The sequence below is a fragment of the Herbaspirillum rhizosphaerae genome (assembly GCF_046025915.1).
Lineage (GTDB): Bacteria > Pseudomonadota > Gammaproteobacteria > Burkholderiales > Burkholderiaceae_D > Herbaspirillum > Herbaspirillum rhizosphaerae_A.
The window spans coordinates 29,696-55,249 of the sequence record NZ_JAQQFR010000017.1 but is presented as its reverse complement, the minus strand read 5'-3'; the positions used below and the strand labels follow the sequence as shown (position 1 = coordinate 55,249).

Annotated in this window: 25 protein-coding genes; 12 read left to right on the top strand and 13 right to left on the bottom strand. The window is 56.6% G+C overall.

Annotation, left to right across the window (positions count from 1 at the left end):
- Positions 1–124: 124 nt before the first annotated feature.
- Complete coding sequence (locus PQR63_RS21540) at positions 125–1,114, bottom strand: bile acid:sodium symporter family protein (RefSeq protein WP_408170008.1); 990 nt, start codon at positions 1,112–1,114, stop codon at positions 125–127.
- A gap of 166 nt (positions 1,115–1,280) precedes the next feature.
- Here PQR63_RS21540 and PQR63_RS21535 point away from each other — a divergent pair, with 166 nt between their 5' ends.
- Positions 1,281–2,138 carry a LysR family transcriptional regulator gene (locus PQR63_RS21535; RefSeq protein ID WP_408170006.1) on the top strand — a complete coding sequence of 286 codons (858 nt, stop codon included), beginning with the start codon at positions 1,281–1,283 and terminating at the stop codon, positions 2,136–2,138.
- A gap of 43 nt (positions 2,139–2,181) precedes the next feature.
- Entirely contained in the window at positions 2,182–2,637 is a 456-nt protein-coding gene (locus PQR63_RS21530; RefSeq protein ID WP_408170004.1) for a PaaI family thioesterase, read from the top strand.
- A 38-nt stretch (positions 2,638–2,675) separates the two neighbouring features.
- Here the strand turns inward: PQR63_RS21530 and PQR63_RS21525 are convergent, their stop codons facing one another.
- Positions 2,676–3,080: a hypothetical protein gene (locus PQR63_RS21525; protein WP_408170002.1), complete on the bottom strand. Its 405-nt coding sequence runs from the start codon at positions 3,078–3,080 to the stop codon at positions 2,676–2,678.
- A gap of 8 nt (positions 3,081–3,088) precedes the next feature.
- The gene (locus tag PQR63_RS21520) at positions 3,089–4,717 is read right to left on the bottom strand and encodes a flagellar assembly protein A (protein ID WP_408170000.1); all 1,629 of its coding nucleotides are present in this window, start codon (positions 4,715–4,717) and stop codon (positions 3,089–3,091) included.
- A 143-nt stretch (positions 4,718–4,860) separates the two neighbouring features.
- Here PQR63_RS21520 and PQR63_RS21515 point away from each other — a divergent pair, with 143 nt between their 5' ends.
- The 5 genes from PQR63_RS21515 (at position 4,861) to PQR63_RS21495 (ending at position 10,002) form a co-directional block, all read left to right on the top strand.
- Positions 4,861–5,754 (top strand): cation diffusion facilitator family transporter, encoded by an 894-nt coding sequence (locus PQR63_RS21515; protein ID WP_408169998.1) that lies wholly within the window; start codon positions 4,861–4,863, stop codon positions 5,752–5,754.
- 308 nt (positions 5,755–6,062) lie between these two features.
- Positions 6,063–7,013 (top strand): hypothetical protein, encoded by a 951-nt coding sequence (locus PQR63_RS21510; protein WP_408169996.1) that lies wholly within the window; start codon positions 6,063–6,065, stop codon positions 7,011–7,013.
- A 306-nt stretch (positions 7,014–7,319) separates the two neighbouring features.
- The gene (locus tag PQR63_RS21505) at positions 7,320–8,321 is read left to right on the top strand and encodes a DUF1852 domain-containing protein (RefSeq protein WP_408169995.1); all 1,002 of its coding nucleotides are present in this window, start codon (positions 7,320–7,322) and stop codon (positions 8,319–8,321) included.
- Positions 8,322–8,348: 27 nt separating this feature from the next.
- Entirely contained in the window at positions 8,349–9,377 is a 1,029-nt protein-coding gene (locus tag PQR63_RS21500) for a methionine synthase (protein ID WP_408169993.1), read from the top strand.
- 115 nt (positions 9,378–9,492) lie between these two features.
- A complete protein-coding gene (locus PQR63_RS21495) occupies positions 9,493–10,002 on the top strand; it encodes a flavin reductase family protein (RefSeq protein WP_408169991.1) in 510 nt (169 codons plus the stop codon).
- 108 nt (positions 10,003–10,110) lie between these two features.
- Here PQR63_RS21495 and PQR63_RS21490 read toward each other — a convergent pair whose 3' ends face one another.
- Positions 10,111–11,001: a LysR family transcriptional regulator gene (locus PQR63_RS21490; RefSeq protein ID WP_408169989.1), complete on the bottom strand. Its 891-nt coding sequence runs from the start codon at positions 10,999–11,001 to the stop codon at positions 10,111–10,113.
- Between the two features lie 337 nt (positions 11,002–11,338).
- Between PQR63_RS21490 and PQR63_RS21485 the strand changes: the two genes are divergently transcribed.
- The 4 genes from PQR63_RS21485 (at position 11,339) to PQR63_RS21470 (ending at position 14,736) form a co-directional block, all read left to right on the top strand.
- Complete coding sequence (locus tag PQR63_RS21485; protein ID WP_408169987.1) at positions 11,339–12,085, top strand: SDR family oxidoreductase; 747 nt, start codon at positions 11,339–11,341, stop codon at positions 12,083–12,085.
- A 116-nt stretch (positions 12,086–12,201) separates the two neighbouring features.
- A complete protein-coding gene (locus PQR63_RS21480; RefSeq protein ID WP_408169985.1) occupies positions 12,202–13,122 on the top strand; it encodes a LysR family transcriptional regulator in 921 nt (306 codons plus the stop codon).
- A 535-nt stretch (positions 13,123–13,657) separates the two neighbouring features.
- Complete coding sequence (locus PQR63_RS21475) at positions 13,658–14,155, top strand: GlcG/HbpS family heme-binding protein (RefSeq protein WP_408169983.1); 498 nt, start codon at positions 13,658–13,660, stop codon at positions 14,153–14,155.
- 125 nt (positions 14,156–14,280) lie between these two features.
- A complete protein-coding gene (locus PQR63_RS21470; protein ID WP_408169981.1) occupies positions 14,281–14,736 on the top strand; it encodes a DUF4437 domain-containing protein in 456 nt (151 codons plus the stop codon).
- Between the two features lie 191 nt (positions 14,737–14,927).
- Here PQR63_RS21470 and PQR63_RS21465 read toward each other — a convergent pair whose 3' ends face one another.
- Positions 14,928–16,130, bottom strand: coding sequence for an ammonium transporter (locus PQR63_RS21465; RefSeq protein ID WP_408169979.1), 1,203 nt, complete (start codon positions 16,128–16,130; stop codon positions 14,928–14,930).
- 384 nt (positions 16,131–16,514) lie between these two features.
- Here PQR63_RS21465 and PQR63_RS21460 point away from each other — a divergent pair, with 384 nt between their 5' ends.
- Complete coding sequence (locus tag PQR63_RS21460; RefSeq protein WP_408169977.1) at positions 16,515–18,176, top strand: alkaline phosphatase D family protein; 1,662 nt, start codon at positions 16,515–16,517, stop codon at positions 18,174–18,176.
- A gap of 70 nt (positions 18,177–18,246) precedes the next feature.
- On the opposite strand, the gene PQR63_RS21455 is transcribed toward PQR63_RS21460, so the two are convergent.
- The 8 genes from PQR63_RS21455 to PQR63_RS21420 all read right to left on the bottom strand — a co-directional run bounded on the left by PQR63_RS21455 (position 18,247) and on the right by PQR63_RS21420 (position 25,544).
- On the bottom strand, positions 18,247–18,849 hold the full coding sequence (locus PQR63_RS21455) for a hypothetical protein (RefSeq protein WP_408169975.1): 603 nt from the start codon (positions 18,847–18,849) through the stop codon (positions 18,247–18,249).
- Positions 18,850–18,982: 133 nt separating this feature from the next.
- On the bottom strand, positions 18,983–19,780 hold the full coding sequence (locus tag PQR63_RS21450) for an IclR family transcriptional regulator (RefSeq protein ID WP_408169973.1): 798 nt from the start codon (positions 19,778–19,780) through the stop codon (positions 18,983–18,985).
- A 163-nt stretch (positions 19,781–19,943) separates the two neighbouring features.
- Positions 19,944–20,669 (bottom strand): SDR family NAD(P)-dependent oxidoreductase, encoded by a 726-nt coding sequence (locus PQR63_RS21445; protein ID WP_408169972.1) that lies wholly within the window; start codon positions 20,667–20,669, stop codon positions 19,944–19,946.
- 27 nt (positions 20,670–20,696) lie between these two features.
- The gene (locus tag PQR63_RS21440; protein WP_094565389.1) at positions 20,697–21,986 is read right to left on the bottom strand and encodes an MFS transporter; all 1,290 of its coding nucleotides are present in this window, start codon (positions 21,984–21,986) and stop codon (positions 20,697–20,699) included.
- 144 nt (positions 21,987–22,130) lie between these two features.
- On the bottom strand, positions 22,131–22,865 hold the full coding sequence (locus tag PQR63_RS21435; RefSeq protein ID WP_408169971.1) for an SDR family NAD(P)-dependent oxidoreductase: 735 nt from the start codon (positions 22,863–22,865) through the stop codon (positions 22,131–22,133).
- A gap of 23 nt (positions 22,866–22,888) precedes the next feature.
- On the bottom strand, positions 22,889–23,416 hold the full coding sequence (locus tag PQR63_RS21430; protein WP_408169970.1) for a 2,4'-dihydroxyacetophenone dioxygenase family protein: 528 nt from the start codon (positions 23,414–23,416) through the stop codon (positions 22,889–22,891).
- 380 nt (positions 23,417–23,796) lie between these two features.
- Positions 23,797–24,699 (bottom strand): LysR family transcriptional regulator, encoded by a 903-nt coding sequence (locus PQR63_RS21425; protein WP_408169969.1) that lies wholly within the window; start codon positions 24,697–24,699, stop codon positions 23,797–23,799.
- Between the two features lie 20 nt (positions 24,700–24,719).
- On the bottom strand, positions 24,720–25,544 hold the full coding sequence (locus PQR63_RS21420; protein ID WP_408169968.1) for a dioxygenase family protein: 825 nt from the start codon (positions 25,542–25,544) through the stop codon (positions 24,720–24,722).
- Positions 25,545–25,554: the final 10 nt, after the last annotated feature.

Sequence of the window (25,554 nt, the reverse complement as noted above, 5' to 3'; positions counted from 1 at the left end):
GGTTGGTATGCCGGTTGGCATGGAAGACATCATGACGGAGGGCTACTGACACCATTGTGTCAGTAGCTTTTCGTTGCTAGCGGGATGAACGGCGGACGAAAGCGGGAAAGCGCGGGAGAAAAAACTAAACGACCACGCTGGCTTCTGCAGCTTCCTTGGTGTCAGTACGCTCTGCATAGCGGCGCGCCAGCACGGCGCACAGCATCAGCTGCATCTGGTGGAACACCATGATCGGCAGCAGCACGATGCCTACGCCGGTGCTGCTGAACAGCACCGATGCCATCGGGATGCCCGAGGCCAGCGACTTCTTCGAACCGCAGAACACCAGCACGATTTCATCTTCGCGCGAGAAGCCCAGGGCGCGGCTGCCGAAAGTAGTCAGCACCAGCACGCCGCCCAGCAGAATCGCATTGACCAGCACCAGCAGCGCAAGCTGCTGCGGCGGGAACAAATGCCACACGCCTTGCACTACCGCCGCACTGAATGCCGCATACACCGCCAGCAGGATGCCGCCGCGATCGACTACGGCCAGCAGGCTCTTCTTGCGCAAGACCCAATCGCCAATCCATGGGCGAAGCACATTGCCGAGCACGAAAGGCAGCAGCAGTTGCAGCAGGATGCCGGTGACTTGTTCGATACCGCCGCCGTCATGATGGCGATGTAGCAGCAAGGTCACCAGAATCGGTGTGAAGACGATGCCAAGAAGGTTCGATGCGGTAGCACCACAGATCGCCGCCGGCACATTGCCGCGCGCAATCGAGGTGAAAGCAATCGACGATTGTACCGTCGACGACAAGGTACAGACGAACAGCACGCCCAGCCACAGATCCGGCGTCAGCAGGCCTGGAAACAAGGCTTGCAGCGCCAGCCCCAGCAACGGAAACAGAATGAAGGTGCTGGCCAGCGTCAGCAGATGCAGACGCGGTTGTTTGAAGCCGGACAACGCCGCTTCACGCGACAGGCGCGCGCCGTGCAGAAAAAACAGCAACGCGATGGCGGTATTGCTGGCCAGATGCATGAAGCTTTCGAAGGAGCCGGTCGCCGGCAGCAAGGTGGCGAGTAACACTGTGCTGAGCAGCATCAGCGTGAAGGTGTCTGGAAGGTAACGTTTCATGGCAGTAAGGAAGGGATAGGAAAAAGGCGGCGGGCGGGATGAAAACGATAATTCCGCCCTTTGTCACATGATAGAAAAAACGGCTATCATCGGGAACCCCTTTGATAGCGTTGACTGTGATCGGATATGCCGATGACAGTCAGCGTTGACGAGTTCAGGAGCTTCCATGTTCAATCCCGTCTGGCTGAAGACTTTCAGCACCGTTGCCGCCTCCAGCAGCTTTACCGAAGCGGGGCGACGGCTTGGCCTCACGCAATCGAGCGTGAGCGATCACATCCGTCGTCTGGAGGACAGCACCGGACGCCGCCTGTTCGTGCGTGATACGCATTCGCTGGCCCTGACTGCCGACGGCGAGAGCCTGCTGATCCACGCGCGCCTGATCCTGGAAGCGCACGCCCGCGCCGAGGCGCAGTTCAATGCACCGCGACTGCGCGGCCGGGTGCGTTTCGGTACCTCGGACGATCTGGCGATGGGGCCGCTGCCCGACATGCTGGCGCTGTTCCGCAACAAGCATCCTGAAGTGGAATTGGAAATCACCATCGGCCTGACCGGTGAGCTTTACCAGCACCTGGACAACGGCGAGCTCGATCTGATCGTCGGCAAGCGTCGTCCCGGCGAGCAGCGCGGTCAGGCCATGTTCCGCACGCCGCTGGTCTGGCTGGCACGGCCGGAGACGACGGTGGATCTCAACCAGCCGTTGCCGCTGATCCTGCTGCCCGAGCCCAGCGTCACGCGTGCGGCCATTCTCACTACCTTGGGAGCGTCAGGCCATCACTGGCGCATCGTCTGCACCAGCGGCAGCCACGCCGGCTGTATGGCGGCGGCGCGCGGCGGATTGGGATTGACGATCTTGCCGCAGCATCTCGCCACGCGTGAGCTGACCTTGCCGCTCAATCACGCCAGCCTGCCGGTATTTCCCGATGTTGAATACGTCGCGCTGACGGCAAAGCGCCTGAGTCGGCCGGCCGACACACTGTTCCAGATCCTCATGGAGAGCGAACTGCACGCGCTGCCGGGTAAGTAAGGTCTGCGGTAAGATCGCTGAAAACGATTAAAAGGAGATCAGGATGACGGGCAAGAGCATGCAGGCAGCGGATGCGCAATTCACCACGCGTGTGGAAGAAAGTTTTGCGCGGCAGCGCGCCTTGCAAACCATTGGTGCGCAACTGCAAACGGTCACACCGGGTTTGGTGGAAATCAGACTGGATTTTCGGCCGGAGCTTGGGCAGCAAAACGGTTTTCTGCATGCCGGCATGAGCGCCACGATTGCCGATACGGCGGGCGGTTATGCCGCGATGAGTTTGTTCGGCGAGGGCGAAGACGTGTTGACGACGGAGTTCAAACTCAATCTGCTGGCACCTGCGCAGGGCGAGTATTTCGTCGCGCGCGGCAAGGTCATCAAGAGTGGAAGGTCACTAAGTATTTGCCAGATTGAAGTGGCGGCGTTTCGCAGCGGTGTCGAATCCTTGTGCGCGTACGGCCTCATGACTGCCATGCGCATGCAGCCGCCAAAGTCGAAGTAAACTAAGCAGGAAGTAACCGCAATGAAAACAACCGCACATTACCCAGGCAATGCGGCGTCCACAATCAGTTCAGGCTGGTTCAGCGCGCGGATGCGGCGATCCACAAAATAGCCGCCGGCTTCGGTGTAGCGCAAATAACAGCGGCCGCACACCTCGCAGGCAGCGACATTACAGCGGTTATAAGGAAAGTAGAGCGGCGCAATCGGCGCATCGGCAGATTCGTAGCGCGTGCCGTTAGGGTGATACTCGGCGAAGCCGGGTTCATCGTAAGGATCGACGTACAACGTGCCGATGTCCTTCAATTGCGCCTCAGGGAAGGACAGCGGTGTGCTGGTCCATGCAGCGAGTGCAGGTTCAGTGCACGGGCAATTGGTGGTCACTGTAGCGCTGTGTTGCGCCAGTGCACGCAACCGCTGGCTGTCGAGCAAGGGTAAATCGGCCATGAAGCTGCTTACTTTCCGCCGAAAGAAATTTTCCCGCCTTGCAGTTGGGCAGTACCACCACCAAGATCGCTGAGCACTTGCCAGACCTGGCGGCCGATGCGCATCTCCACGCCTTCGTAGACGGTCTTGACGGCGACGATGCGGGCCGACTCGGCCGCGATCAGATCTTCTTTCATTTCTGTCTGTTCAGCGATCAGGTCTTTGACTTCCTGTGCCAGCAACTTGCGTTTCAGCTCAGCTTCTTCGCCGACGCCATTCTTGGCTTTTTCAGGATTTTGCTTGTAGTGGGCGAGCTGCTTGATGGTGCGGTCAAGTTCATCCAGCTTCTTCTGGAATTCCTGTTCCTTGGCGCGCAGCTTTTCTTCCAGATAGGGATCGAGACCAACCTGAATTTTGGTGGTGGCGGCGCTTGGTGAACCGAGTGCCACAGCCTTGACCATCATGGTGGCTTGCGCGCGGCCGCCGATGATCTGCCCCAGTTTTGGGTTGGTCTTGCCGACCAGAATTTCGTTACCTGCCATCATTTCGCACTGGCGCGCATTGCCGGCGATCATGATGTCCTGGCGTGCTTCAATCAGTGCGCTTTCCGCGAACAGGGCCTGCACCGAACCTTCCGCTTTGATACGCGCGGCGATCGAGGTAGTCACGCCTGGTTGGGTTTCCGAGTGGCCGATGATGCCGCCCTTGACGAACACATTGCCGCCGGCGATGATCTCGGCCGCTTCGACCGTGCCATGCACGAACACATCACCGGAGACATGCAGACGCATGCCGGTTTTGACGTCGCCTTTGATCTTGACCGTGCCGGAGAAGGTGACGTTGCCGGTGCTGAGGTCGACGTCTTCGATTTCGACGATAGGGTTGATCTTCACGCCGTTGGTGATGAGGGAAGGCTGACCTGCGATAGCGGCCACCAGCAGGTCGGGATTGTCTTCTTTGACTTCGGTGCCGACACAATCCTTGTTGAAAGTGATTTCAGTGATCGGCTTTGCCAGAACCGCCTGACCCTTGAGGTTGACGCCGTTGACGCCTTCGACTGTCGGGATGCGACGCATCAGTGGATCGCCGACATTGATGAGCAGCAAGTGGCCGAGGTCGGCATAGCTGACGACAGCATCTTCGTCAACTTCCGCGAGTTCTTCTTCTTTTTCTTCCAGCAGGCTTTCAAAGCGCGCTTGCTGGCCTTCGATGGGTTCGTCACCTTTAGCGACCAGTAACTTGGAGCAATGGCCTGCGCTCAATGCGCCACGCAACTTTTCGTGCATGATGCCGTGCGTGATGCCGCGTGCGCGGATTTCGTTGACGACTTCTACCGCGCGTGCACGGCCACCTTGTGGCGGCACCAGCGTCAGGTAGGCTTCCATGAAGTCTTCAGAAAGTTCGAGCAGGAATTCGCCGTCGCGGCGTTCGCCGATCTTTTGCGAAAATGCTTCTTTGGCAGTCGTGGCCTTGGCAGCAAAGTCGCTGACCTGCGCTTCGTCGATATAGAGTTTGGTAAAGCCGCCGTCAGTGAGCGCTTGTTTCAGAATCACGAGATTGGGGACTTGCACACCCTCAATCGGGGTGAACACTGCGACCAGTTCTCCGCTGACTCTGTCGAAGTTGAACGACAGCGATTGCGGCCTTGTTTGTTCCATGATATTTCTCGGAAGTCCTTGTGCTTAGCTAATCGGCAAGAATTCCGGTTCCTTTAAATGTGATTTTGTTGTGTGGCAAGATCATCCTGTAAATTGCCGTTAAGTACAAGGTCTGTTTAGGATGCCCTTGCTGAATTGTCAATATGTTAATTATAGAAAAAAACGGATCCACCGCTGCAGACCAACGCTACGAGGCCGGGCGCAAAAGCACGCTGGTCAGCATCCTCGTCAATCTGGTGTTGACCACGCTGCAGATCATCGTTGGGATATTTTCCGGTTCGCAGGCGCTGGTCGCCGACGGCGTACATTCGCTGTCCGATCTGGTGGCGGATTTTGTCGTCTTGTTTGCCGCATGGCAAAGCCGGAGTCCGGCCGACGACGATCATCAATATGGTCATCAGCGTTTTGAAACAGCTGCATCGCTGGCACTGGGCGGCACCTTGCTGGCAGTCGGTATCGGCATGCTGGTGTCGGCCTTCTTCAAACTGCAGACGCTCAATGTCCAGACTGTGCATCTGACGGCATTGTGGGTGGCGCTGGCGACATTGATCAGTAAAGAGATTCTGTTCCGCTATATGCTGCGTATCGCCGAGCGAGTGCGATCCAGCATGCTGGTCGCCAACGCATGGCATGCACGGTCGGATGCGGTGTCGTCGCTGGTGGTGGCGTTGGGGATTGCCGGCAACTTGCTCGGCTTTCCCTTGCTCGATCCGATCGCGGCGCTGATCGTCGGGTTGATGATCGTGCGCACCGGCGCCGTGTTTTTCTGGCGTGCACTGAATGATCTGATGGACAAGGCTGTGTCCGAAGAAGAGTCGCAGGCAATACGCGAGACGTTGCTGGCCACACCGGGCGTGTTTGGCGTGCATGACCTGCGTACACGCAAGATGGGTGACATGACCATCGTCGATGTGCATCTTGAACTGGACGGCAACCAGACCGTGACCGAAGGCCATGCCATCGCCACCCTTGCGCGCCAGCGGGTGATGGAGCAGCATCATGTGCTGGATGTGATGACGCACGTGGATCCGGTATAGCGAGACGATACGTTGCGATAAGTTTTCTTCAGCGAAAAGCCCGGCGATGCCGGGTTTTTTTCATGGCGAAATGTTTTTCATTCAGCTTCGCCAACCTACGTGGCCGCAGGTTTTTCGACACATTTATCATGGATAAAATTTCTGCGTAGTTACGCATCAAAAAGTGTAAAGATTTCTGAAACGCTGACGATAAACTGACTAGCCTGCAAAATATATATTCATAAAGAGCGACGGCAGAATTCTCATTCCGACGAGCCTTCCTACATGGCTCTGCATCTCCGATACGCTGCAGCAACCAGGAAGATAAAATGATCTCTGGACTCCCTGCCGGTCAGACGCCGCTGAACGATACGTCTTCCTCTTCATCTTCATCTGCGCCGAAGATCACAGAGCCAGCTGACACGCCGCTACCTGCCGTATCGACTCAGGATATCGACACCATCGTACAAATCTCGCCGCAGGCGCAACGCCTGGCGGAACTTGATGCTGCGAGTACAACACTGCACAACCAGAAAGAATGGAAGCAGCAAAAAAAGCCCAAGACCTTGCTCGACTACATTGAGGAGTTGGAGGTGCGCGGACGCGGTTCGCGCGCAGAAGCTGCCGAACGCAGACGGCAGCAGCTTGGTAACTGGATGCCGATGATTGCCGTCGGCGATGAGACAGGCGTGAGCATCAACGTTCTGGCGAAAAATCTGGCGGCTGCGGCAGCCTCCGATGTTGCCGATGTTGCCGACAATGATGGCACCGGGCTTCCGCTTCCTACCGTCAATGTGACAAGAGGCAAGCAGGGGGAAGAGCTGGCCACGACAACGCTGAAAAAGGAAGCACCTGCTGGCGACAAAAAATCCGACTATCTGTTGATGCTGCAGCGTTTGCTTTCTGCGTCGGATCCCGCTCTTCGGACTGCCTTGTCCCGAGGGCGGCATCAGGACATCGGGATTGTCTCGGCGGTGCAGTCGTCGGGGCAGGAAAAAACGTCGGCCACAGGCATTGCAAATCAGGGCAAAGATCTGAAAACACAATTGTTGTTGGCGATGAGCGACGTCGTCGTCGGCTCCGGCTTTATCAAGCGTCAACTCGAGATGTTGCACGTCGCGATACGTCGGCGTCAATGCAATTGCCACTCCGTCGGCGTGGCGCATATCAACACGTCGCAGATCGATGCACGATTTCTCGACGACAGCGGCAATCCGGATTTGTCCAAGATGCTGGGTGCTGTGCTCAACGAGCAGATCAAGGACAAGTCATCGGCTTGATTTCGCGTCTTTGCTTTCCAGACTTGGTGGCGCGCATGTCAGCGACATCTCAGTCATCACGCCATCGCTCTAGATGTGCGTGATGAACATCACATAGCCTTGCTCGACCCGGCCTCAGAGATTTCCGTAACTTAGCGCAGACCATTTATGAGTATTACTAATGGTTTCATGAGATCAAATCATTTTTATTCATTGATCGATCAGCATAAGATTCGCCTTAATTATCCACAGTGTAAAAACTGCTGAGTGAGAAAAAGCAAGAAATAGACGCAGGATTCATCTCACAAATTAGGACGCGGGATCACAATGAGTAAAGAATTTACATTTGCCATCAAGAGCATTTGTTTCGATGAAAACTATCGCCCATCGGACAATACGCGTATCACCACCAACTTTGCCAATTTGGCCAGAGGGGAGAGTCGCGAAGAAAATCTGCGCAACACCTTCAGGATGATCGACAACCGTTTCAACGCCTTGGCACATTGGGATAACCCAAAAGGCGATCGTTATACGGTCCAGCTTGAAATCATTTCCGTTGAGATGAATGTCGATGGTGCAAACAGTGGCAATGCGCTGCCTTTGATTGAAATATTGAAGACCAATATTGTTGATCGAAAAACCAACGAGCGCATTGAAGGCATCGTAGGGAATAATTTTTCCTCTTACGTGCGGGATTATGACTTTAGCGTGCTACTGCTGGAGCATTCCAAAAGCCAGCAAAATCAGCCAAATCAGTCCGGCTTCAGCACGCCAGATAATTTTGGGGATCTGCATGGCAAGCTGTTCAAGTGCTTCGTGAATTCAGACACTTACAAAAAGCATTTCACCAAGCCGCCCGTGATCTGTCTCAGCGTATCGAGCAGCAAGACCTATCATCGAACCGAAAATCAGCATCCCGTATTGGGCGTCGAATACCAGCAGGATGAATATTCCCTGACGGATGACTATTTCAAGAAGATGGGGTTGAAGGTTCGTTACTTCATGCCTTCGAATAGCGCCGCGCCGTTGGCTTTTTATTTTTCCGGCGATCTGCTTGGTGACTACACCAATCTTGAGTTGATCAGCACCATCAGCACGATGGACACTTTCCAAAAGATTTACCGGCCTGAGATTTACAACGCGAATTCTGCCGCAGGGAAATCCTATCAACCGAGTTTGAAGAATCAGGATTATTCATTAACCCGGATTGTCTATGATCGAGAAGAACGCAGCCGACTGGCGATCGAACAGGGCAGGTTTGTTGAGCAGAACTTTATCAAACCATACCAGGCGATTCTTGAGCAATGGTCCGCTAACTACGCTCTCTGACTAATCAAAAACATAAGGTCATCTATTGTGAAAAAATTGCTACCCACTTCCACCGCAGGCAGCCTGCCTAAACCCTCCTGGCTTGCAGAGCCCGAGAAACTTTGGTCACCTTGGAAATTGCAAGGTGACGAATTAAGTGACGGCAAACAAGACGCCTTGCGTTTGTCGCTGCAAGAGCAACTGCACGCAGGGATTGATATCGTCAGTGATGGTGAACAAACGCGCCAGCATTTTGTAACCACGTTTATTGAGCACCTCGACGGCGTCGATTTTGAGAAGCGTGAGACGGTTAGAATTCGTGATCGCTACGATGCGAGCGTACCCACGGTCGTTGGTGCTGTTTCTCGCCAAAAGCCGGTCTTTGTCGAGGATGCCAAGTTTTTGCGTCAGCAAACCAGGCAGCCCATCAAATGGGCGCTGCCAGGTCCCATGACAATGATCGATACCTTGTATGACAGCCACTATAAAAGTCGCGAAAAGCTGGCTTGGGAATTCGCCAAAATTCTCAATCAGGAAGCGAGAGAATTAGAGGCTGCCGGTGTCGATATCATCCAGTTTGATGAGCCCGCATTCAATGTGTTCTTTGATGAGGTGAATGAGTGGGGCGTTGCCACCTTGGAAAGGGCCATTGAGGGACTCAAGTGTGAGACTGCTGTCCACATTTGCTATGGCTATGGCATCAAGGCCAATACAGATTGGAAAAAGACGCTGGGATCCGAGTGGCGGCAATATGAAGAAGCGTTCCCCAAGCTGCAAAAATCCAGTATCGATATCGTCTCGCTGGAATGCCACAACTCTCATGTTCCGATGGATTTGATTGAACTTATTCGCGGCAAGAAAGTGATGGTCGGGGCCATTGATGTGGCATCCAATACCATCGAAACACCAGAGGAAGTCGCCAATACCTTGCGAAAAGCACTTCAGTTTGTCGATGCCGACAAGCTCTATCCCTGCACTAACTGTGGCATGGCTCCGCTGCCTCGCCACGTCGCAAGAGGCAAGCTGAATGCGTTAAGCGCAGGCGCAGAGATCATCCGAAGAGAACTCTCGAACTAGTCTGAGCCAAGGTCGGAAGTGCTGTGGGGAATTGAAGTGGTGGATTGAAAAATTACCGTTGTACTTCAGGCCTCCCCTGGCGCTTTCGAACCGCGCCCAATATTGAGGACTTAACATGTCAATCTCTGGTTTTTCGATCGAGCCATTGAGCTTGCGAGAGGCGCTTGGTCACTACGCGTCCGGTATCACGGTGATTACGTCACACATCGACGGCGAGCCGATTGGTTTCACTTGCCAGTCGTTCTATAGCGTGTCGATGAGTCCGCCGCTGGTGTCATTCAGCGTCATGTCCAGTTCGGCCAGCTATCCCAAAATTCGCCAGGCAGGTCGATTTGCCGTGAATATCCTGTCGGATGAGCAAGTCAAGATTTCCAACCAGTTCGCTCGGCGCGGCACGGACAAGTGGCATGGAATCGACTGGCAGGAATCGCCGCTGGGTAATCCCATCATCGCCGGCAGCCTGCACTGGCTTGACTGCAAAATTCACGCCGAGCACGCCGCAGGCGATCACCTGATCGTGATTGGTGAAGTGAAAGCGTTAAGCCTGCAAGAAGCTGCCGCTACGCAGCCATTGCTGTATTACAAAGGACAATATCGCAACATCGCTGCGCATAACGCGGTTTGAGCGTTTTCCTGCGCGGCCTTCTTTTACGTTTCCATCCTCTCCCGAGCACGGTGTGCAGCAGGAACGCAGCAGGAACGGAACGGGAATGCTACAGCACGCCAGTACGGATCAAGCGACGACCGGCCTCTTCGCCTGCTCGACGAAAGCCCGCAGATAATCGATACCCACATCTGCTTCGCGTGCACCCAGGTAGATGTTCTTGGCAATGCCATTCTTGCCGAGCCGTACCGGAACCACATCCATCTTGTCCGCGTATTCCTGCACCAGCCAGCGCGGCAGCGCTGCCACACCGCGTCCGCTGGCGACCATCTGCAACATGATGTCGGTGGTCTCGATGGCTTTGTGGCGCTTGGGTGTGATGCCGGCCGGCGCGAGGAACATGGTGTAGATGTCGAGGCGATCCACAGGCACCGGGTAAGTCACCAGCACTTCGTTGGTCAACTGCTTGGGCTTGACGTACTCTTCCTTGGCGAGCTTGTGGCTGCCGGCGACAACCAACACTTGTTCATAGTCGAACACCGGCTCGAACACCAGGCCGGGTTTGTCCAGCGGATCGGGTGTGACCAGTAAATCGATTTCATAGCCGAACAAGGCGCCGATGCCGCCAAACTGGAATTTCTGCTTCACGTCCACGTCCACATCCGGCCACGCCGCCAGATAAGGCGACACCACCTTCAGCAACCACTGGTAGCAAGGGTGGCACTCCATGCCAATACGCAGCGCGCCACGCTCGCCTTGGGCGAACTGTTGCAGACGTTCTTCCGCCAACGTCAGCTGCGGCAGCACCCGATTGGCCACGGCCAGCAGGTATTGCCCGGCTTGGGTCAGGCGCAGACTGCGGCCTTCGCGCAGCCAGATGTCGGTGCCCAACTGCAGCTCCAGCTTCTTCATGCTGTGGCTTAACGCCGACTGCGTCACATGGAGCACGCCGGCGGCTGCAGTCAGCGAACCTTGCTTTTCTACCTCTTGGACGGTGGATAAGTGGATACGATCAAGCATGATAAAAATTCATGGTTTATTAAGATAAGACCATTTTACGTCATAAGTCTTCGCGCTTACGATCTGCCAATTCAGGGATTTTTTTGGGAGATAGTCATGGCCACACTAGCCACAACTTTGACTTGCCTGCCTACCAGTCGCTATTGACCTCGACCCCAGCTGCGTTGGTCATTTCGTCATATTTTGATTAGATATTAATCAAGTTTGATGGATTCTCTTCAAAAGTGGCGAGATCTACTATTCGTTCCAAGCAAGGCATTCAACACAACAAGTTGACGAAGCGAGGTCATCGTCAGCCATTGCATTGCGATCCAACTTATCACTCAAAGGAAAAATCATGAAACTCAGCAACAAAGTGGCATTTATTACCGGCGGCACATCAGGCATCGGACTGGAAACTGCAAAGCTGTTCCAAGCGGAAGGCGCCAATGTCGTGCTGGTTGGCTCGAACGCCGAACGTCTGGCAGAAGCCGGCAAGGCGCTCAACGGCAACGCTCTGCTGATCCAGGCGGACATCCGCAAGGTAGCGGATATCGAACGTGCAGTCGAAAAAACCCGTGCGCAGTTCGGGCACATCGACGTCGTCTTTGCCAACGCCGGCGCTACCACAGTCGCTCCTCTCGCTTCCGTCACTGAGGACTACATCAACGACAACCTCGCGTTGAACTTCACGGGCACATTCTTCACGATCCAAAAGACGGCTCCGTTGATGAGCCGTGGCGGCAGCGTCATTGTGACGACCTCCTTCCTGAACACCATCGGTTATCCAGGCCTGTCGATTCTGGCAGCCACCAAGGCGGCAACGCGCTCCCTGGTTCGCACCCTGGGTGCCGAACTGGCGCCACTCGGCATCCGTGTCAACGCCATCAGCCCGGGCGCAATTGCAACCCCGTTCTACAGCAAGATCGGTTTGCCCGACAACGTGCTGTCCCAAGTCGCCGCCAACATTACAGACAAGGTGGCACTGAAGCGTTTCGGCAACCCTGAGGAACTGGCCAAGACAGCGTTGTTCCTGGCAAGCGACGATTCGTCGTACACCACTGGAACCGAAATGGTGGTCGATGGCGGCCTGACACAGTTCTAATGTGCAGCGACACTATGTCGCGACAAACTAGGTCCCGTCCCGGCGGATGGGGCCTGGTTTGAATCGGGCAACCTGGGGTTAGAATTGATTCTTCATATTTTTTCTAGGTGCATCAAGTGGACCGACTAGAAGCGATGGCGATGTTGGTGGCCTCGGTTGAGGAAGGCAGCTTGTCGGCCGCGGCCAGAAAATTGAATGTATCGGCTCCCACGCTCACAAGGAACGTCAGCGACCTTGAAGCGATGGTGGGGACGAGATTGATCATCAGGACAACAAGGAAGCTCGCGTTGACCGAAGCGGGCGTTGAGTATGTCGCAGCGGCAAAGCGAATCCTCGAAGACGTGGACGAATTGGAGCGGCGTGCCGCTGGTGAATTCACGACCCCACGAGGAGAGCTGGTTGTCACCTCGCCTGTGCAGGTTGCGCGTTTGCGGGTGCTGCCGGTCATCAATCAATTTCTCGGGTTGTATCCCGAGATTCGAATCCGGCTCGTGCAGTCCGATCGCATCATTGACTTGATCGACGTACACGCCGACGTAGCCATCCGTGTCGGGCATCTGCGTGACAGCAGTCTGGTCGCTACGAGGGTTGGGGCGTTGAGGGTGGTGACCGTAGCTAGCCCGGCGCTTCTGGATAAATATGGCCTGCCCGAGACGCCGGAGGATTTGAACAAGTTTCCTTGCGTCGTATTCGACAGCCCTAGCCTCTCCCCATGGCGTTACCGCAGCCAGGATACGGGGCAAACATACACGGTGCCCGATGTACCGCGCTTACTCGTTTCGTCGCCGGATGCCGCAGTTGATGCTGCTATCGCGAGCATCGGTGTGACCTTCATCCTTGAACACGATGTGCACGACGCGGTAAAGGCAGGGAAATTGAAATACGTCTTGCAAGAGTTTGAGGTTGAACCGATTCCGGTTCATGTGGTTTTTCTGTCCCGGGAAGCGATGCCGGCAAAGCTGCGTAGATTCATTGACTATGCTGTACCGCAACTTCGGGAGTTGCTGGCTGAATTCGGGCGCATTCCTTCTGATTGAATGCCCCCTCCCGTTCTGACGCACCTTATAGACACCGTTGCAGGCCATCTGAGCTCTGGTTCCCTCAGGTACTAGTGCGCCCCCCTGTCAAATATGGCGAAACGCGATCATGGCCCCTGCTTTGCCATTGCGAGGGCGAGCTCATGCGCCGTCTTCCTTGATTCCCAGGTGTCGCCAGGCCAAGAACGAATGAACTGGCTGCTCCCCTCTGCAGATCCCCACAATTTAGTCATTTTTTGAAGAAATGATTCTCATATTTGCATGATTCTGTTTTAAATCGATTCAGAGCATGATTCATTTCAGGCAAAGCGATCAACCGAAACAAGACGACCGATCAGCTTGGATGATCAGGAAGAAGCGTAATAGGCGTTTCGTGTATCGACTCTTTTGCCGCTCAAATCAACCCATGCGAGATAACTGAAATATGAAAATCATGAACAAAATTGTACGCGGCACCGGCAGCAGATCGGACAACCGATTTGACACTGCCAGCCTACAAGAAAAACTTGGCGTAGGGGTCACATCGTTGACCGTTATGGTGGCACTTATCGCCCTGATCTCTCAGGCGCCGGCTCAGGCACAGGTCTCGGTCAGCGGCAAGACGCTGCCGTTGAGCACGGCGATTATTGCAGCGCAGACGGCGGTGGACACATGCAAGGCAAACGGCTACGACGTGACTGCGACGGTTGTCGATGTGTCGGGAACGCCCCAAGTCGTTCTGCGCGGTGACCATGCGGTGATTCACACCAAGGACAGCAGTTTCCGCAAGGCCTATACGGTCGTGACGATGGGACCGATCTTCCATGTCGATACGACCAGCGGCTATATCGGTGTTCTGTCGAAGTATCCGCCTCTGCTGGCTCAGTCGCTGGCAAGCACACCCAATGTCACGGCGTTGCCTGGCGGGGTGGCATTCAAGGTGGGAGAAGAAACCATTGCCGGACTCGGTGTGGGTGGCTCGCCTGGAGGCGACAAGGACGAAGTCTGCGCCCAGGCAGGTGTAGCCAAAGTGGCCGGGCTTCTGAACAAGTAACGCGGAGTGGACTGATGGGTGGGTAGGTGGGTGGATATTCACCTTCATCAATCACGACGCCGATTGGCAATCATGATCCGTGACTGTCACGATCATTCAACATCACTTTTATATCAAAAACTATCATGAACATGAAAAAAGTAATCATTGCAATGGGGCTGGCTTTCGGTGTGTCTATAGCCGCAAGCGCTGCGGACAAGAAGCCTGTGCACGAAGGCCCGTCGGTGAGCGTTCCCGCCGGCGACATCAAGTTTGTTGATACCGGCGTGAAGTCGGATGGCAAGGAGCTCAAGGCAGGTCCGGCCTATGGCAATTTGGCAAATGGACGTCACGGTACTTTCGTTCGCGCACCGGCCGGCTTCAAGAGCGCTCCGCATACGCACACCGAGGACTACTATGCCGTGGTGCTGAAGGGTGTCGGCGCCAACTATCAAGCCGGTGGGAAAGCGGTTCCGCTTCCGGTAGGTTCCTACTGGTTTCAACGCGGTGAAGAGTCGCATGTGACGGAGTGCATCTCAGACACCGACTGCTTGTTCTTCCTCGTGCAACCGGGAAAATTTGATTATGTGCTGAGCAAATAATCAACGATGCGCAGTTGAGCGACCAAGTGTCGGAAGCAGACCTTAGCCAGAATGATCATCGATGTTTCAAAGCAAAAGCCAGCAGCTGGCTTTTGCTTTTGGAAAGTTTATCTTGCGACCAAAATATCAGCACGGTATCAAGTCTTTTTACAGATTTTGCGATTCCATACAGACTTTATTGTTAATTATCACTACCAACTGGTCTCCCGCTCAGCCGTCGATGAAATCTTGTGGATCGACAGATCCGCGCCTTCGAATTCCTGTTCCGGATCAAGGCGGATGCCGATGGCTTTCTTGAGCAGGCCGTAGACGATCCAGCCGCCGATGGAGGCGATGGCAATGCCCAGCACGGTGCCACAAAGCTGCGCCATGAAGGACACGCCACCGATGCCGCCGAGTGCCTTCAGACCGAAGATGCCCGCTGCCAGTCCACCCCATGCCCCGCACAGGCCATGCAGCGGCCAGACACCGAGGACGTCGTCGATCTTCCACTTGTTTTGTGTGCGCGTGAACATCCACACGAAGATGGCGCCGGCGATGCCGCCGGTGACCAGCGCGCCCAGCGGATGCATCAGGTCCGAGCCTGCACACACGGCAACCAGTCCGGCCAGCGGGCCGTTGTAGACGAAGCCGGGGTCGTTCTTGCCCATGATCAGCGCGACCAGCGTGCCGCCGGCCATGGCCATGAGTGAGTTCATGGCAACCAGGCCGTTCATCTTGTCGAGGGTTTGCGCGCTCATGACATTGAAGCCGAACCAGCCCACCGTGAGGATCCAGGCGCCGAGTGCGAGGAAGGGGATGTTCGACGGCGGATGCGCGGCGACGGCGCCTTCCTTGGTGTAGCGCCCGCGTCGTGCGCCCAGCAGCAGCACTGCAGGCAAGGCGATCCAGCCACCGACCGCGTGGACCACGATGGAGCCGGCAAAGTCGTGGAATTCCGCACCGAAGACGTTCTTGATCCATGCCTGCACGCCGAAGTGCTGGTTCCAGGCGATGCCTTCGAAGAAAGGGTAGACCAGACCGACCAGCACTGCGGTGGCGATCAGTTGCGGATGAAATTTGGAGCGTTCGGCGATGCCACCGGAAATAATGGCGGGAATCGCGGCTGCAAATGTCAGCAGAAAGAAGAACTTGACCAGCTCAAAGCCGCTGCGCGCGGCCAGCGTTTCCGCACCGCTGAAAAAGCTGACGCCGTAAGCAACATAGTAGCCGACGAAAAAGTAGGCGATGGTCGATACCGCAAAATCGGCAAGTATCTTGACCAGCGCGTTGACCTGGTTTTTGCGGCGTACCGTTCCCAGTTCCAGGAAGGCAAAGCCGGCATGCATCGCCAGGATCATGATTGCGCCGAGCAAAATGAAGAGCGCATCGGCACCATTTTTGTGATCGTCCACAGAAAAATCTCCCAATAACTGTGCAAAAAAGTTTAAAAAGCACCTAATAAAGCAAAAATCATTCCATTTCGGTGCAAAATTTTAAGCAACTGAATTTAAAGGGAAAATTGTTAGCACCTTCCGTGACTAATCAGCTGCCGCACGCAAACCGTGCAAAACGATGCGTCTGCTTGGTGCGTTCCAAAAAGACGAGCAGCCGGCGCACATTTTGTCGGGAAGCTTATTTTGCCGACGTGAAGTCGAAGTAATTCAGGGCTTTCTTTGGGAAATAGCGAAAATGTGAAGGCGAGTGCGAGAAGGTTGATTACGTCGGTATCTGTTCATGGGACGGTCACATTGCCTTGCTACATTGCAATTTTTATACCGCCAGCCAAGGAGCCTGCCATGTCCGACGATCAATCCTCTCCATCTTCATCCTCCTTCAGCAACACCAGTCATGCCGACAGCGCGGACGGCAATGGCCGTCGCAACTTCCTGCGCGATACGGCGCTTGGTACCGGAGCCTTGCTGACCGTCAGTACGCTTGCGCCGGCATTTGCCCAGCAGGCACCTGCCATCGTGACGTCGGAGCGGTTGCGGCCGCAAGTCGACAGCGGCGCCATGAGTGGCGACATCACGCGCGATACAGCGATGCTATGGAGCCGCACTGATCGCGCAGCGCGGATGGTGGTGGAGTATTCGGTGAACGAGAATTTCAAGGATGCGCTGACCATCGCCGGTCCGGCGGCACTGGCGCGCAACGATTACACCGCACGGGTGGATCTGCGCGGCTTGCCCGTGTCGCAGCGGCTGTTTTATCGCGTGCGCTTTCAGGACTTGCAGCACGAGTCGGCATGGAGTGCGCCGGTGACTGGCAGTCTCATCATTCCGGGAGGCGGAGAACGCGATATCAGCTTCGCGTTTTCCGGTGATGAAGCAGGGCAGGGCTGGGGGATCAATGAAGCCTGGGGCGGCTATCGCGTGTATGAAACCATGCGTCGTTTCAAGCCGGATTTTTTCATTCATTCCGGCGATCAGATTTACGCGGATGGTCCGATCCAGGCCGAGGTGACGCTGGACGACGGTAGCATCTGGCGCAATCTGGTGACACCGGCGAAGTCTAAAGTCGCGCAGACACTCGACGACTATCGCGGCAACTTTGCGTACAACCTGATGGATGCCAACAAGAAGCGCTTCATGGCCGAGGTACCTTTCCTCGTGCAATGGGATGACCATGAGGTGCGCAACAACTGGTATCCCGGTCAGGTCATTGGTGAGGCGGAGAAACGCTATCAGGAGCGTGAGCTGAACGTGCTGAAGCAACGCGCGCGGCAGGCGATGTTCGAGTACAACCCGTTTCGCATCGATGTCGCCGATCCGGAACGCATCTATCGTGCGTTCAATTACGGGCCGTTGCTGGAAGTCTTCATGCTCGATGAGCGCAGCTATCGCGGTGCCAATTCACCGAACCGTCAATCAGTGCAAGGACAAGATGCGGCCTTCCTCGGCGCGGCGCAGATGCGCTGGATCAAGCAGGCGCTGCTGCGTTCGCGATCGACCTGGAAGGTCATCGCCAGCGACATGCCGATTTCGATTGTTGTGCCCGATCTGAATCCGGATGTGCCGCAAGGCACCTTTGAAGCATGGGCCAATGCAGACAACGGCAAGCCGTCCGGGCGCGAACTGGAGGTCGCGGAGTTGTTGCGTTTTATCAAGCGTCACAATATCAAGAACGTGGTGTGGGTGACGGCTGACGTGCACTATGCATCAGCAACCTATTACATGCCGGAGAAGGCGCAATTCACCGACTTCAAACCGTTCTGGGAATTTGTCGGCGGGCCTTTGCATGCAGGTACTTTCGGTCCCGGCGAGATCGACCGGACATTCGGTCCGGACGTGCGCTATGTGAGTATTCCTGCCGACATGAAGCAGAACCGATCACCGGCGGATCTGTTTCAATTTTTCGGCATTGGCAAGATCGATGCGAAGACCAAGGTGATGACGGTGTCCTTGCATAACGTCGATGGCAAGAATCTGTTCACGGTGGATTTGCCGCCTGAGGTGTGAGCAAAGAAAGCGGCTTCCGCCATTGGTCGGAAGCTGCTTTGCTGTCTGCTTAACGGTACGCGACCGCACATCAGAATTGCGATCCACCGCTGGATCCACCCATGCCACCCATGCCGCCGGAACCTCCCATTCCGCCGCTGCTAGCACCTCCGCCACCGCGCTTGCCACCCATGCGTCCGCCTTCACTCTTTTCCGGAGCGCCGCCGCCATGTTCTGCCGCGCGCTGCAAACGGTCGGCGATGAAGGTTTGAACCGCCTGCCGTTGTGTATCGTCCAGGGCATCAGCGACGGTTAGCCACAGTTCGCGCAGTTGACGGTTGTCTTGTTCCGAGAGCGCTGACTCTTGTTCTACTGCGCGGCCAAGATCGCGCAACTCAAAACCGGGTTTGCTCATGTTGCGTGCAGTTTCTGCCTGCAATCGATCGCGCCGCAGTTGATGTTGCCGCACGATGGCAAGGGTCTTTTGCTCAGTCTGACGCCACAGTATTTGTTGGTTGGGGTTGAGGTTCAGCTCAGGTTTGAGCTGCTGCACCGTATTGATGATGTCTTCCGGGAACAGATCCATCAGTGGTGTCGCGTGTGCTGACAGCGGCGTTATCGCCAGTATGCTTAGCGACAGCACCGCAGCCTGCAGAAAAGTGGTGAAACGGGAAAGGAGTACCGCGTGTTTCATTGCGTGCTTTCGTCAAACGGAAAGCTGGATTTAACCAGTTCCCCGGCGTGTCATGCGCAGGGGAAGCAATTGGTAACACTTCGTTAAGCTGTGTAAGCGAGAGGCGTGATCGTGGAAGGTAACAAGCCGAGGTTTATCGTGGGCCGGCCAGCTTCAGCGAGATGGCTTTGCAGGTTGCCAACAGTGGATCGATGTAGGTGGCTTGCAGGTCTTCATGCTTGCGGAAGACCGGAATGCTGATGCTGATACAGGCGACCGGTGCGCCGTCGCTGCCACGGATGGCGGCGCCGAGGCAAAAGATCTGCGCTTCGTTCTCTTCGCGATCCTCTGCATAGCCGCGCTGTTCGGTCATGGCAAGTTCAGCACGCAGCGCTTCGGGTTCGGTGATGGTGTGCTCGGTGAACTTCTGCAGTTTGACGGCACGCAGCAGACTGCGGCGTTGTTCTTCACCCAGCGCAGCCAAGTAAGCCTTGCCGACCGAGCTGGAGTACAGCGTCACGCGTGTACCGACGCGCGAGGTCATGCGTACGGCTTGCGGGCTTTCCAGTTTTTCGATGTAGACCATACCGTTGTCGCTGGGCACGGCCAGATGAACGGTTTCACGCGTGGTGTCGCGCAGTGTGTGCAGGGCGTCGATGGCGGCGGTGCGAATGTCGGATTTGGACCACGACTTGCTGGCCAGATTGATCAGGCGCGGGCCGAGTTCAAAATTCTTGGTGCGGGCGTTCTCCACCACCATGCCTTCGGCCATCAGGGCAGCGAGGATGCGATAGACGGTAGGGCGCGGATAGCCGCTTTGCGCGCTCAGCTGGGCGATCGATAACGGCGTTTCCTGATCGGCGATCAGTTGCAGCACCGCCATGAATTTTGAGAACGCGGCGGTACCGGCGATCTTTGGATTCTCTTCGGCAGCGGTGTCGGAAGTCGGCATAGTCTCGGGCTGATAGGGCAGGTAAAACGCAAAGGACGGGAAGGCGAATACAGCAGTAGATACAGCAGAGGGGCATTATAGCCGAGGGATTTTCCGGCATCGCTAATGCGGACGATGCCGGAAAAAGACAGATCAGATACTAAGCAGTGACTTCGGATAAACCTTACGACACCAGATAGCCGCCATCGACCGGTACCACGGCGCCGGTCATGAAGGAAGCGGCCGGCGTGCACAGGAAGGCGGTGACGTTGCCGATATCTTCCGGCGTGCCCCAGCGATTGAGCGGCGTGCGTTGCAGGATGGGGCCGGAGCGTGCCGGGTCTTCCTGCAAAGCTTTCGTCAACGGCGTTGCGATCCATCCCGGCGCCACTGCGTTGACGCGGATGCCGTCGGCGGCATAGGCAATCGCCAGCGACTTGGTCAGTTGCGCTACGCCGCCTTTGCTGGCGCTGTATCCCGGCACTAGGCCGCCGCCGAAGAAGCTCAGCATCGATGCCAGGTTGACGATGCAGCCCTTGTTTTCTTTTAGCAAGGGACGCGCCGCCGAGCACACACGCATGGTGCCGGTCAGGTTGACGGCGATCACTTGTTCGAAGACATCGACTTCGTGTTCGGTGCCGCGCTTGATGATGCCGGCGCAGTTGATCACGATGTCGAGTTGCTTGATGCCGGCGAACAGGTTTTTGACGCTGTCTTCGGACGCCACGTTGAGTTCAGCCAGCGTGATGCCGGTGTCGCTGAACTCCTCCGTGGCGAACGGCGGCAAGCCTGCCGCGATGACCTTGGCGCCCATGGCGGCGAGCTGGCGCGCCACTGCGCCGCCGATGCCCTGGGTGCCGCCGGTGACCAGCGCGGTTTTACCCTGGAACAGATTGGGAGTGAATGTCATGTGCTTTCCTTCAGATCGAAATTAAAACTACGCTGCTACCCGGTCGCCTTCGATCGGCTTGTTCACGACGAACATGTACACCAGTGCGGCAGCGAATGCGACTGCGGCGCTGATCAACAGGGCGTTGACGAACGAATGGGTCTTGTCGACCACGATGCCGGTGATCAATGGAGCCAGCGATCCGCCGAGGTAGCCGCCGAAGTTCTGCAGGCTGCCCAGCGAAGCGACCAGACGACGTGGAATCGCCACGCTGACCAGTGCCCATGCGCCGCCGCTTGCCATGTTCACGAAGGCCATCGCCAGCGAGATGTAGACGATCGCCATGAAGGTGCTTGGGGTGTAGGCGGCAGGAATGGTGAACGCGCCCGCACCGATCAAACCAGCGCAGATCGGCCATTTGCGGCTGCGGATCGGCGCCATGCCGCGCTTCATCAGGCCATCAGCGATATAGCCCGAGGACAGCATGCCCAGCGTGCCGAAGATGTAAGGAATCACCACCACCCAGCCGGTGCGCGCAATGCTCAGGTGACGTTCATGTTCGAGGTAGGCAGGCAGCCATGTTAGGTACAGCCAGACCATGTAGATCACACCCATGAAGCCGAACAGCATGCCCCAGGTGGTGCGGTATTTGAACAGGCCTTTCCATTCGTGCCAGGTCAGTTTGGCATTGGCGTTTGGATCGTTGTCGGTGCCGTCGGCGAGGTACAGCATTTCGGATGGCGTCAGTTCGACTTCATTGCGGTTGCGATAGAAAATGTACCAGCCCACTGCGACGGCGATACCGGCAATACCCATGATGACGAACATCATGCGCCAGCCGAAGGACAGCATCAGCACGGTCAGGATCGGTGGTGCCAGCGCAGGGCCGATGGTCGAGGAGGCGACGAAGATACCCGTTGGGCCGCCGCGTTCACGCACGGCAAACCATTCGGAAACCACTTTCGCGCCAGCCGGGAACTGCGGCGCTTCGCCGAGGCCGAGGAACACGCGGGCTACCAGAAACTGATGCAGCGACCCAACGAAGCCGCCGGCCAGCTGCGCCACCGACCACACCATCATGCCGGCGCCGAGCATCACGCGAGCGCCGAATTTATCGAGCATTGCGCCGATCGGCAATTGCGAAAACGCGTAGGCGAGTGAGAATGCGGACAGCAGCAGACCCATTTCCGATGCGCTCAATCCCAGCTCCTGGCTGACGGAATGGTTGGCGATGGACAGCGTGCTGCGGTCGAGGTAATTGACGATACCGGCAAGCATCAGGAACGTCAGTGCAACCCACTGAATACGTTTGAGCTTGCTGCTCTTTTGGACTTCCATGTTATCTCCAAGGTAAATGTAAAGTGCTGCAGGCAAACAGCTTCTGAGCTACATCACCTGCTTGCGCCGTCTTTGCGGTGCTTGTTGCAGCGTTATGAAACGTCCGATGGCTCGTGACTACCGGACGGCTGTTACTGATACGACTTAATACGTTGCGCGTCCTCCGGACAAATCGAATACGGCGCCGGTATTGAACGTGCATGAACCCGAGCAAAGCCATGCCACCATTTCGGCCACTTCCTCGACATAGCCGAGGCGGCCCATCGGGCTCTTGCTGATCATGGTGGCGACGTGCGCAGGGCTCATCTGTTCCAGCAGCGTGGTCTTGACGGCGGCCGGCGCCAGCGCGTTGACGAGGATGCCGGCGTTGGCCAGTTCCTTGCCGAGGGACTTGGTCAGCGCCAGTACGCCTGCCTTGGAGGCGCTGTAGGCGGACGCGTTGGGCGTGCCTTCCTTGCCCGCCAGCGAGGCGATGTTGACGATGCGGCCTTGTCCGGCGGCGCGCATGGCAGGCACCACCGAACGACAGGTGTGGAACACGCCCATCAGATTGACTTCAACGATGCGGTGCCACTCGGCGACGTCATACTCATCCAGCGGCACGGTCGAACCGGCATAGCCCGCGTTGTTGACCAGAAAATCAATGCGGCCGCGCGAGGCCAGCAAGCGCTGTGTCGCCGCATCGACCGACGCCGGGTCGGTGACGTCAACGGTGTCTTGGGTGTAAAGCGAATCGACGGCGGGTTTCAGATCCCAGCAGACCACCTCTGCACCGGCCTGCGCCAGGCGGGCGCTGATGGCGGCGCCGATGCCGCCGGTACCGCCGGTGACCACGGCGACGGCGCCCTGGAAGTTGTAATCGGCTTGTGCGTAGCTCATGGTGTGTTCAATCCTTCACACAATCAGCGCACGAACTGCTGTACAAAATCGGCGCCCAGACCGACCTTCTCGTAATGCGCCTTGCACATTTCGAGCTTGGTGAAGACGTCTTCGTAGCCCTCGAACTTGCCGAACGGGTCGCAGTAGTACATCACGCCGGTGATGTGGAAGTAGGTGATCATTTCTTCCACATCTTCCGGCACGTACAGGGTGTGGGTTTCGCCTGGTGGTTCGAACACGTAGCTGCCTTGCTCGGCGATCCAGTTGTGTTCCAGATAGCGCCAGCGGCCCTTGAGCACCATGCCGTGTACCGGCGCCGGATGGCGATGGCGGCTCAGCACACCTGACTTGCGCACGCGCAGCAGGTTGGTCCAGTAGCCTTGCGAGACGTTCAGGCACAGCGGGCGGAACCAGACGTTCTCGGCTTGCGGCACCCAGACTTTTTCATCTTCGGGAATGGCCGAGTTGACCACGATTTCCAGTGGCGCTTCTTTCGGGTTCGGATACTGGTAGGGCATCATCTTTGATGCCTCGGGGGTAATGGGTTGCATGTGTCTTCTCCTCAGGTTTCAGCGATTTCGGTTGCTTCAGGCTATTTTTAATGTCTAATATATGGACATATAGTCTGTAATGTGGTCACTTTGAATTAATCCGAAGCGTATGTCAAGCCGTTCGCGCTGAGTCCGCACCGCGCAGATACGAGCAAAATCGCCGTATGCACTAAAAGAAAAAGAAATCGGTCCAATGGTCAGACCAATGACCGCGAGGCCGGATTGTGCGCCTTAAGCGAGCCGCTGAAAAGGGAGATGAAAAAAAATCCGCAAGGCTGCGGATTTTTTCACTTGGTCAGGAAATGGTCAGGAAATGAGGGCTTCAAACGGGAGCTTTTTATACGAGTCCATCGGTAGTTGGATGAGCAAAGAGTAACGCCCTATTTGTCGTCCCATTGCACTTCTTCAAATGCATGCACGAGAAAGTCGATGGTCGCGCGCACCTTGGCAGGTAAATGCGTGCGGCTCGGGTAGACCGCATAGATGCCCAGTTCGGCCGACATGTAGTCGGGCATGATCGGCACCAGCTTGCCGCTGCGGATGTATTCGCTCAGCATGAAGGTCGGCTGGCGTGTGATGCCGATGCCGGCCAGCGCAGCGGCGACGCAGGTGTCGCCGTTGTTGGCGTGCATGCGTACGTTGGTCTTGACGCTGACGGCGCCCTCGGGGCCTTCAAAATGCCACTCGTCCTTGTCGGCCGAATAGCTGTAGCCCATCACCATGTGATCCTTGAGATCATCCGGATGCTGCGGCGTGCCGTGCTTTTCCAGATAGTCGGGCGAGGCGCAGACGACGATGCGGGTCGACGCCAGCTTGCGGTAGATGAGTGAGGAGTTGGGCAGGCGCGCAATGCGGATTGCGAGGTCATAGCCTTCTTCGATGATATCGACGATGCGGTCTGACAGGGTAATGTCGAGCTTGATGCCGGGATAGCGGCGTAACAGGCAGGGCCAGACATTGACCAGATGCAGCACGCCGAAAGTCTGGGGCACGTTGATGCGCAAGAGGCCGGTCGGATCGGTGTTGCCGACGGTGAGCATCTGATCCGCGTCTTCGAGCGCCGAGACGATGTGTTTGCAGCGTTCCAGATACAAGGAGCCAGCTTCGGTCAGCGACAGCCGGCGCGTCGTGCGTTGCATCAGGCGCGCGCCGAGCCGGGCCTCCAGTTCAAGAATCGTGCGCGAAACCGCCGCCTTGGAAACGTTCAGGGCGTCAGCCGCCTTGACGAAGCTGCCCAGTTCGGCAACAGCGATGAAGCATTCGATTTCGCGCAGTTTGTTCAAGCGATTCTCTCAGGGCAGGTTCAGGCAGCAGCAGGTAAATCCGCGAGGATGGAGGACTGGCTGCCGAAAGCGAAGGCATCCATGCGCAGGCTATGATACGTCGAACCGCTGTCCAGATGCACCAGTTGGGTCCAGTCGTCGGCGGCACCCATGGCGAAGAACAAGGTCAGCAAATGTTCATCGGTCGGATGCGTACGCACCGAGTGCGGCGCGGAATGGCGATAGTCCAGCAGCGCTTCCAGATTACCCGCCTGCATCTGCGTCAGAAACCATTGCAGGAACTCGATCGTGTGCGGTGCATCTTCTGCATTCGGATCATTACGGCGCAGTTCGCGCAGGTTGTGCGTGAAGCTGCCCGAGCCGACCAGCAGGATGCCTTCCTTCGCCAGTGGCGCCAGCAACTGCCCTATCTTGTAGTGGTAGGCCGGCGGCTGATGAGGTTGCAGCGACAATTGCACGACAGGGATATCTGCCTGCGGATACATATAACGCAGCGGCACCCAGGTGCCGTGGTCAAGGCCCCAGCCGTCGTCGGTCTGCGCATGCAGGCCGGCGTCGCGCAGCAAGCCGGCGACACGTTCTGCCAGTTCCGGCGAACCGGCGGCAGGATAATCCAGCGCATACAATTCGCGCGGGAAGCCGCCGAAATCATGGATCACGCGCTGCTTGGCCAGATTGCCGACGCGCGGCGTCTGGGTTTCCCAGTGCGGCGATACGACAAGAATGGCTTTCGGTGCAGGCAGGCGCTCACCGATGCTGCGCAACAGCGGGCCGGTCTTGCCCGGCTCCACCGCCAGCATGGGCGAACCGTGGGAGACGAAAAGCGAAGGCAGTGCGATAGACATGATGTACTCC

Coding starts and splice junctions, on each gene's coding strand:
- PQR63_RS21535 (WP_408170006.1), top strand. CDS start 1,281: ATGTTCAATCCCGTCTGGCTGAAGACTTTCAGCACCGTTGCCGCCTCC.
- PQR63_RS21495 (WP_408169991.1), top strand. CDS start 9,493: ATGTCAATCTCTGGTTTTTCGATCGAGCCATTGAGCTTGCGAGAGGCG.
- PQR63_RS21430 (WP_408169970.1), bottom strand. CDS start 23,416: ATGCAACCCATTACCCCCGAGGCATCAAAGATGATGCCCTACCAGTAT.
- PQR63_RS21505 (WP_408169995.1), top strand. CDS start 7,320: ATGAGTAAAGAATTTACATTTGCCATCAAGAGCATTTGTTTCGATGAA.
- PQR63_RS21470 (WP_408169981.1), top strand. CDS start 14,281: ATGAACATGAAAAAAGTAATCATTGCAATGGGGCTGGCTTTCGGTGTG.
- PQR63_RS21440 (WP_094565389.1), bottom strand. CDS start 21,986: ATGGAAGTCCAAAAGAGCAGCAAGCTCAAACGTATTCAGTGGGTTGCA.
- PQR63_RS21460 (WP_408169977.1), top strand. CDS start 16,515: ATGTCCGACGATCAATCCTCTCCATCTTCATCCTCCTTCAGCAACACC.
- PQR63_RS21475 (WP_408169983.1), top strand. CDS start 13,658: ATGGTGGCACTTATCGCCCTGATCTCTCAGGCGCCGGCTCAGGCACAG.
- PQR63_RS21490 (WP_408169989.1), bottom strand. CDS start 11,001: ATGCTTGATCGTATCCACTTATCCACCGTCCAAGAGGTAGAAAAGCAA.
- PQR63_RS21450 (WP_408169973.1), bottom strand. CDS start 19,780: ATGCCGACTTCCGACACCGCTGCCGAAGAGAATCCAAAGATCGCCGGT.
- PQR63_RS21520 (WP_408170000.1), bottom strand. CDS start 4,717: ATGGAACAAACAAGGCCGCAATCGCTGTCGTTCAACTTCGACAGAGTC.
- PQR63_RS21455 (WP_408169975.1), bottom strand. CDS start 18,849: ATGAAACACGCGGTACTCCTTTCCCGTTTCACCACTTTTCTGCAGGCT.
- PQR63_RS21515 (WP_408169998.1), top strand. CDS start 4,861: ATGTTAATTATAGAAAAAAACGGATCCACCGCTGCAGACCAACGCTAC.
- PQR63_RS21525 (WP_408170002.1), bottom strand. CDS start 3,080: ATGGCCGATTTACCCTTGCTCGACAGCCAGCGGTTGCGTGCACTGGCG.
- PQR63_RS21435 (WP_408169971.1), bottom strand. CDS start 22,865: ATGAGCTACGCACAAGCCGATTACAACTTCCAGGGCGCCGTCGCCGTG.
- PQR63_RS21530 (WP_408170004.1), top strand. CDS start 2,182: ATGACGGGCAAGAGCATGCAGGCAGCGGATGCGCAATTCACCACGCGT.
- PQR63_RS21485 (WP_408169987.1), top strand. CDS start 11,339: ATGAAACTCAGCAACAAAGTGGCATTTATTACCGGCGGCACATCAGGC.
- PQR63_RS21540 (WP_408170008.1), bottom strand. CDS start 1,114: ATGAAACGTTACCTTCCAGACACCTTCACGCTGATGCTGCTCAGCACA.
- PQR63_RS21445 (WP_408169972.1), bottom strand. CDS start 20,669: ATGACATTCACTCCCAATCTGTTCCAGGGTAAAACCGCGCTGGTCACC.
- PQR63_RS21420 (WP_408169968.1), bottom strand. CDS start 25,544: ATGTCTATCGCACTGCCTTCGCTTTTCGTCTCCCACGGTTCGCCCATG.
- PQR63_RS21510 (WP_408169996.1), top strand. CDS start 6,063: ATGATCTCTGGACTCCCTGCCGGTCAGACGCCGCTGAACGATACGTCT.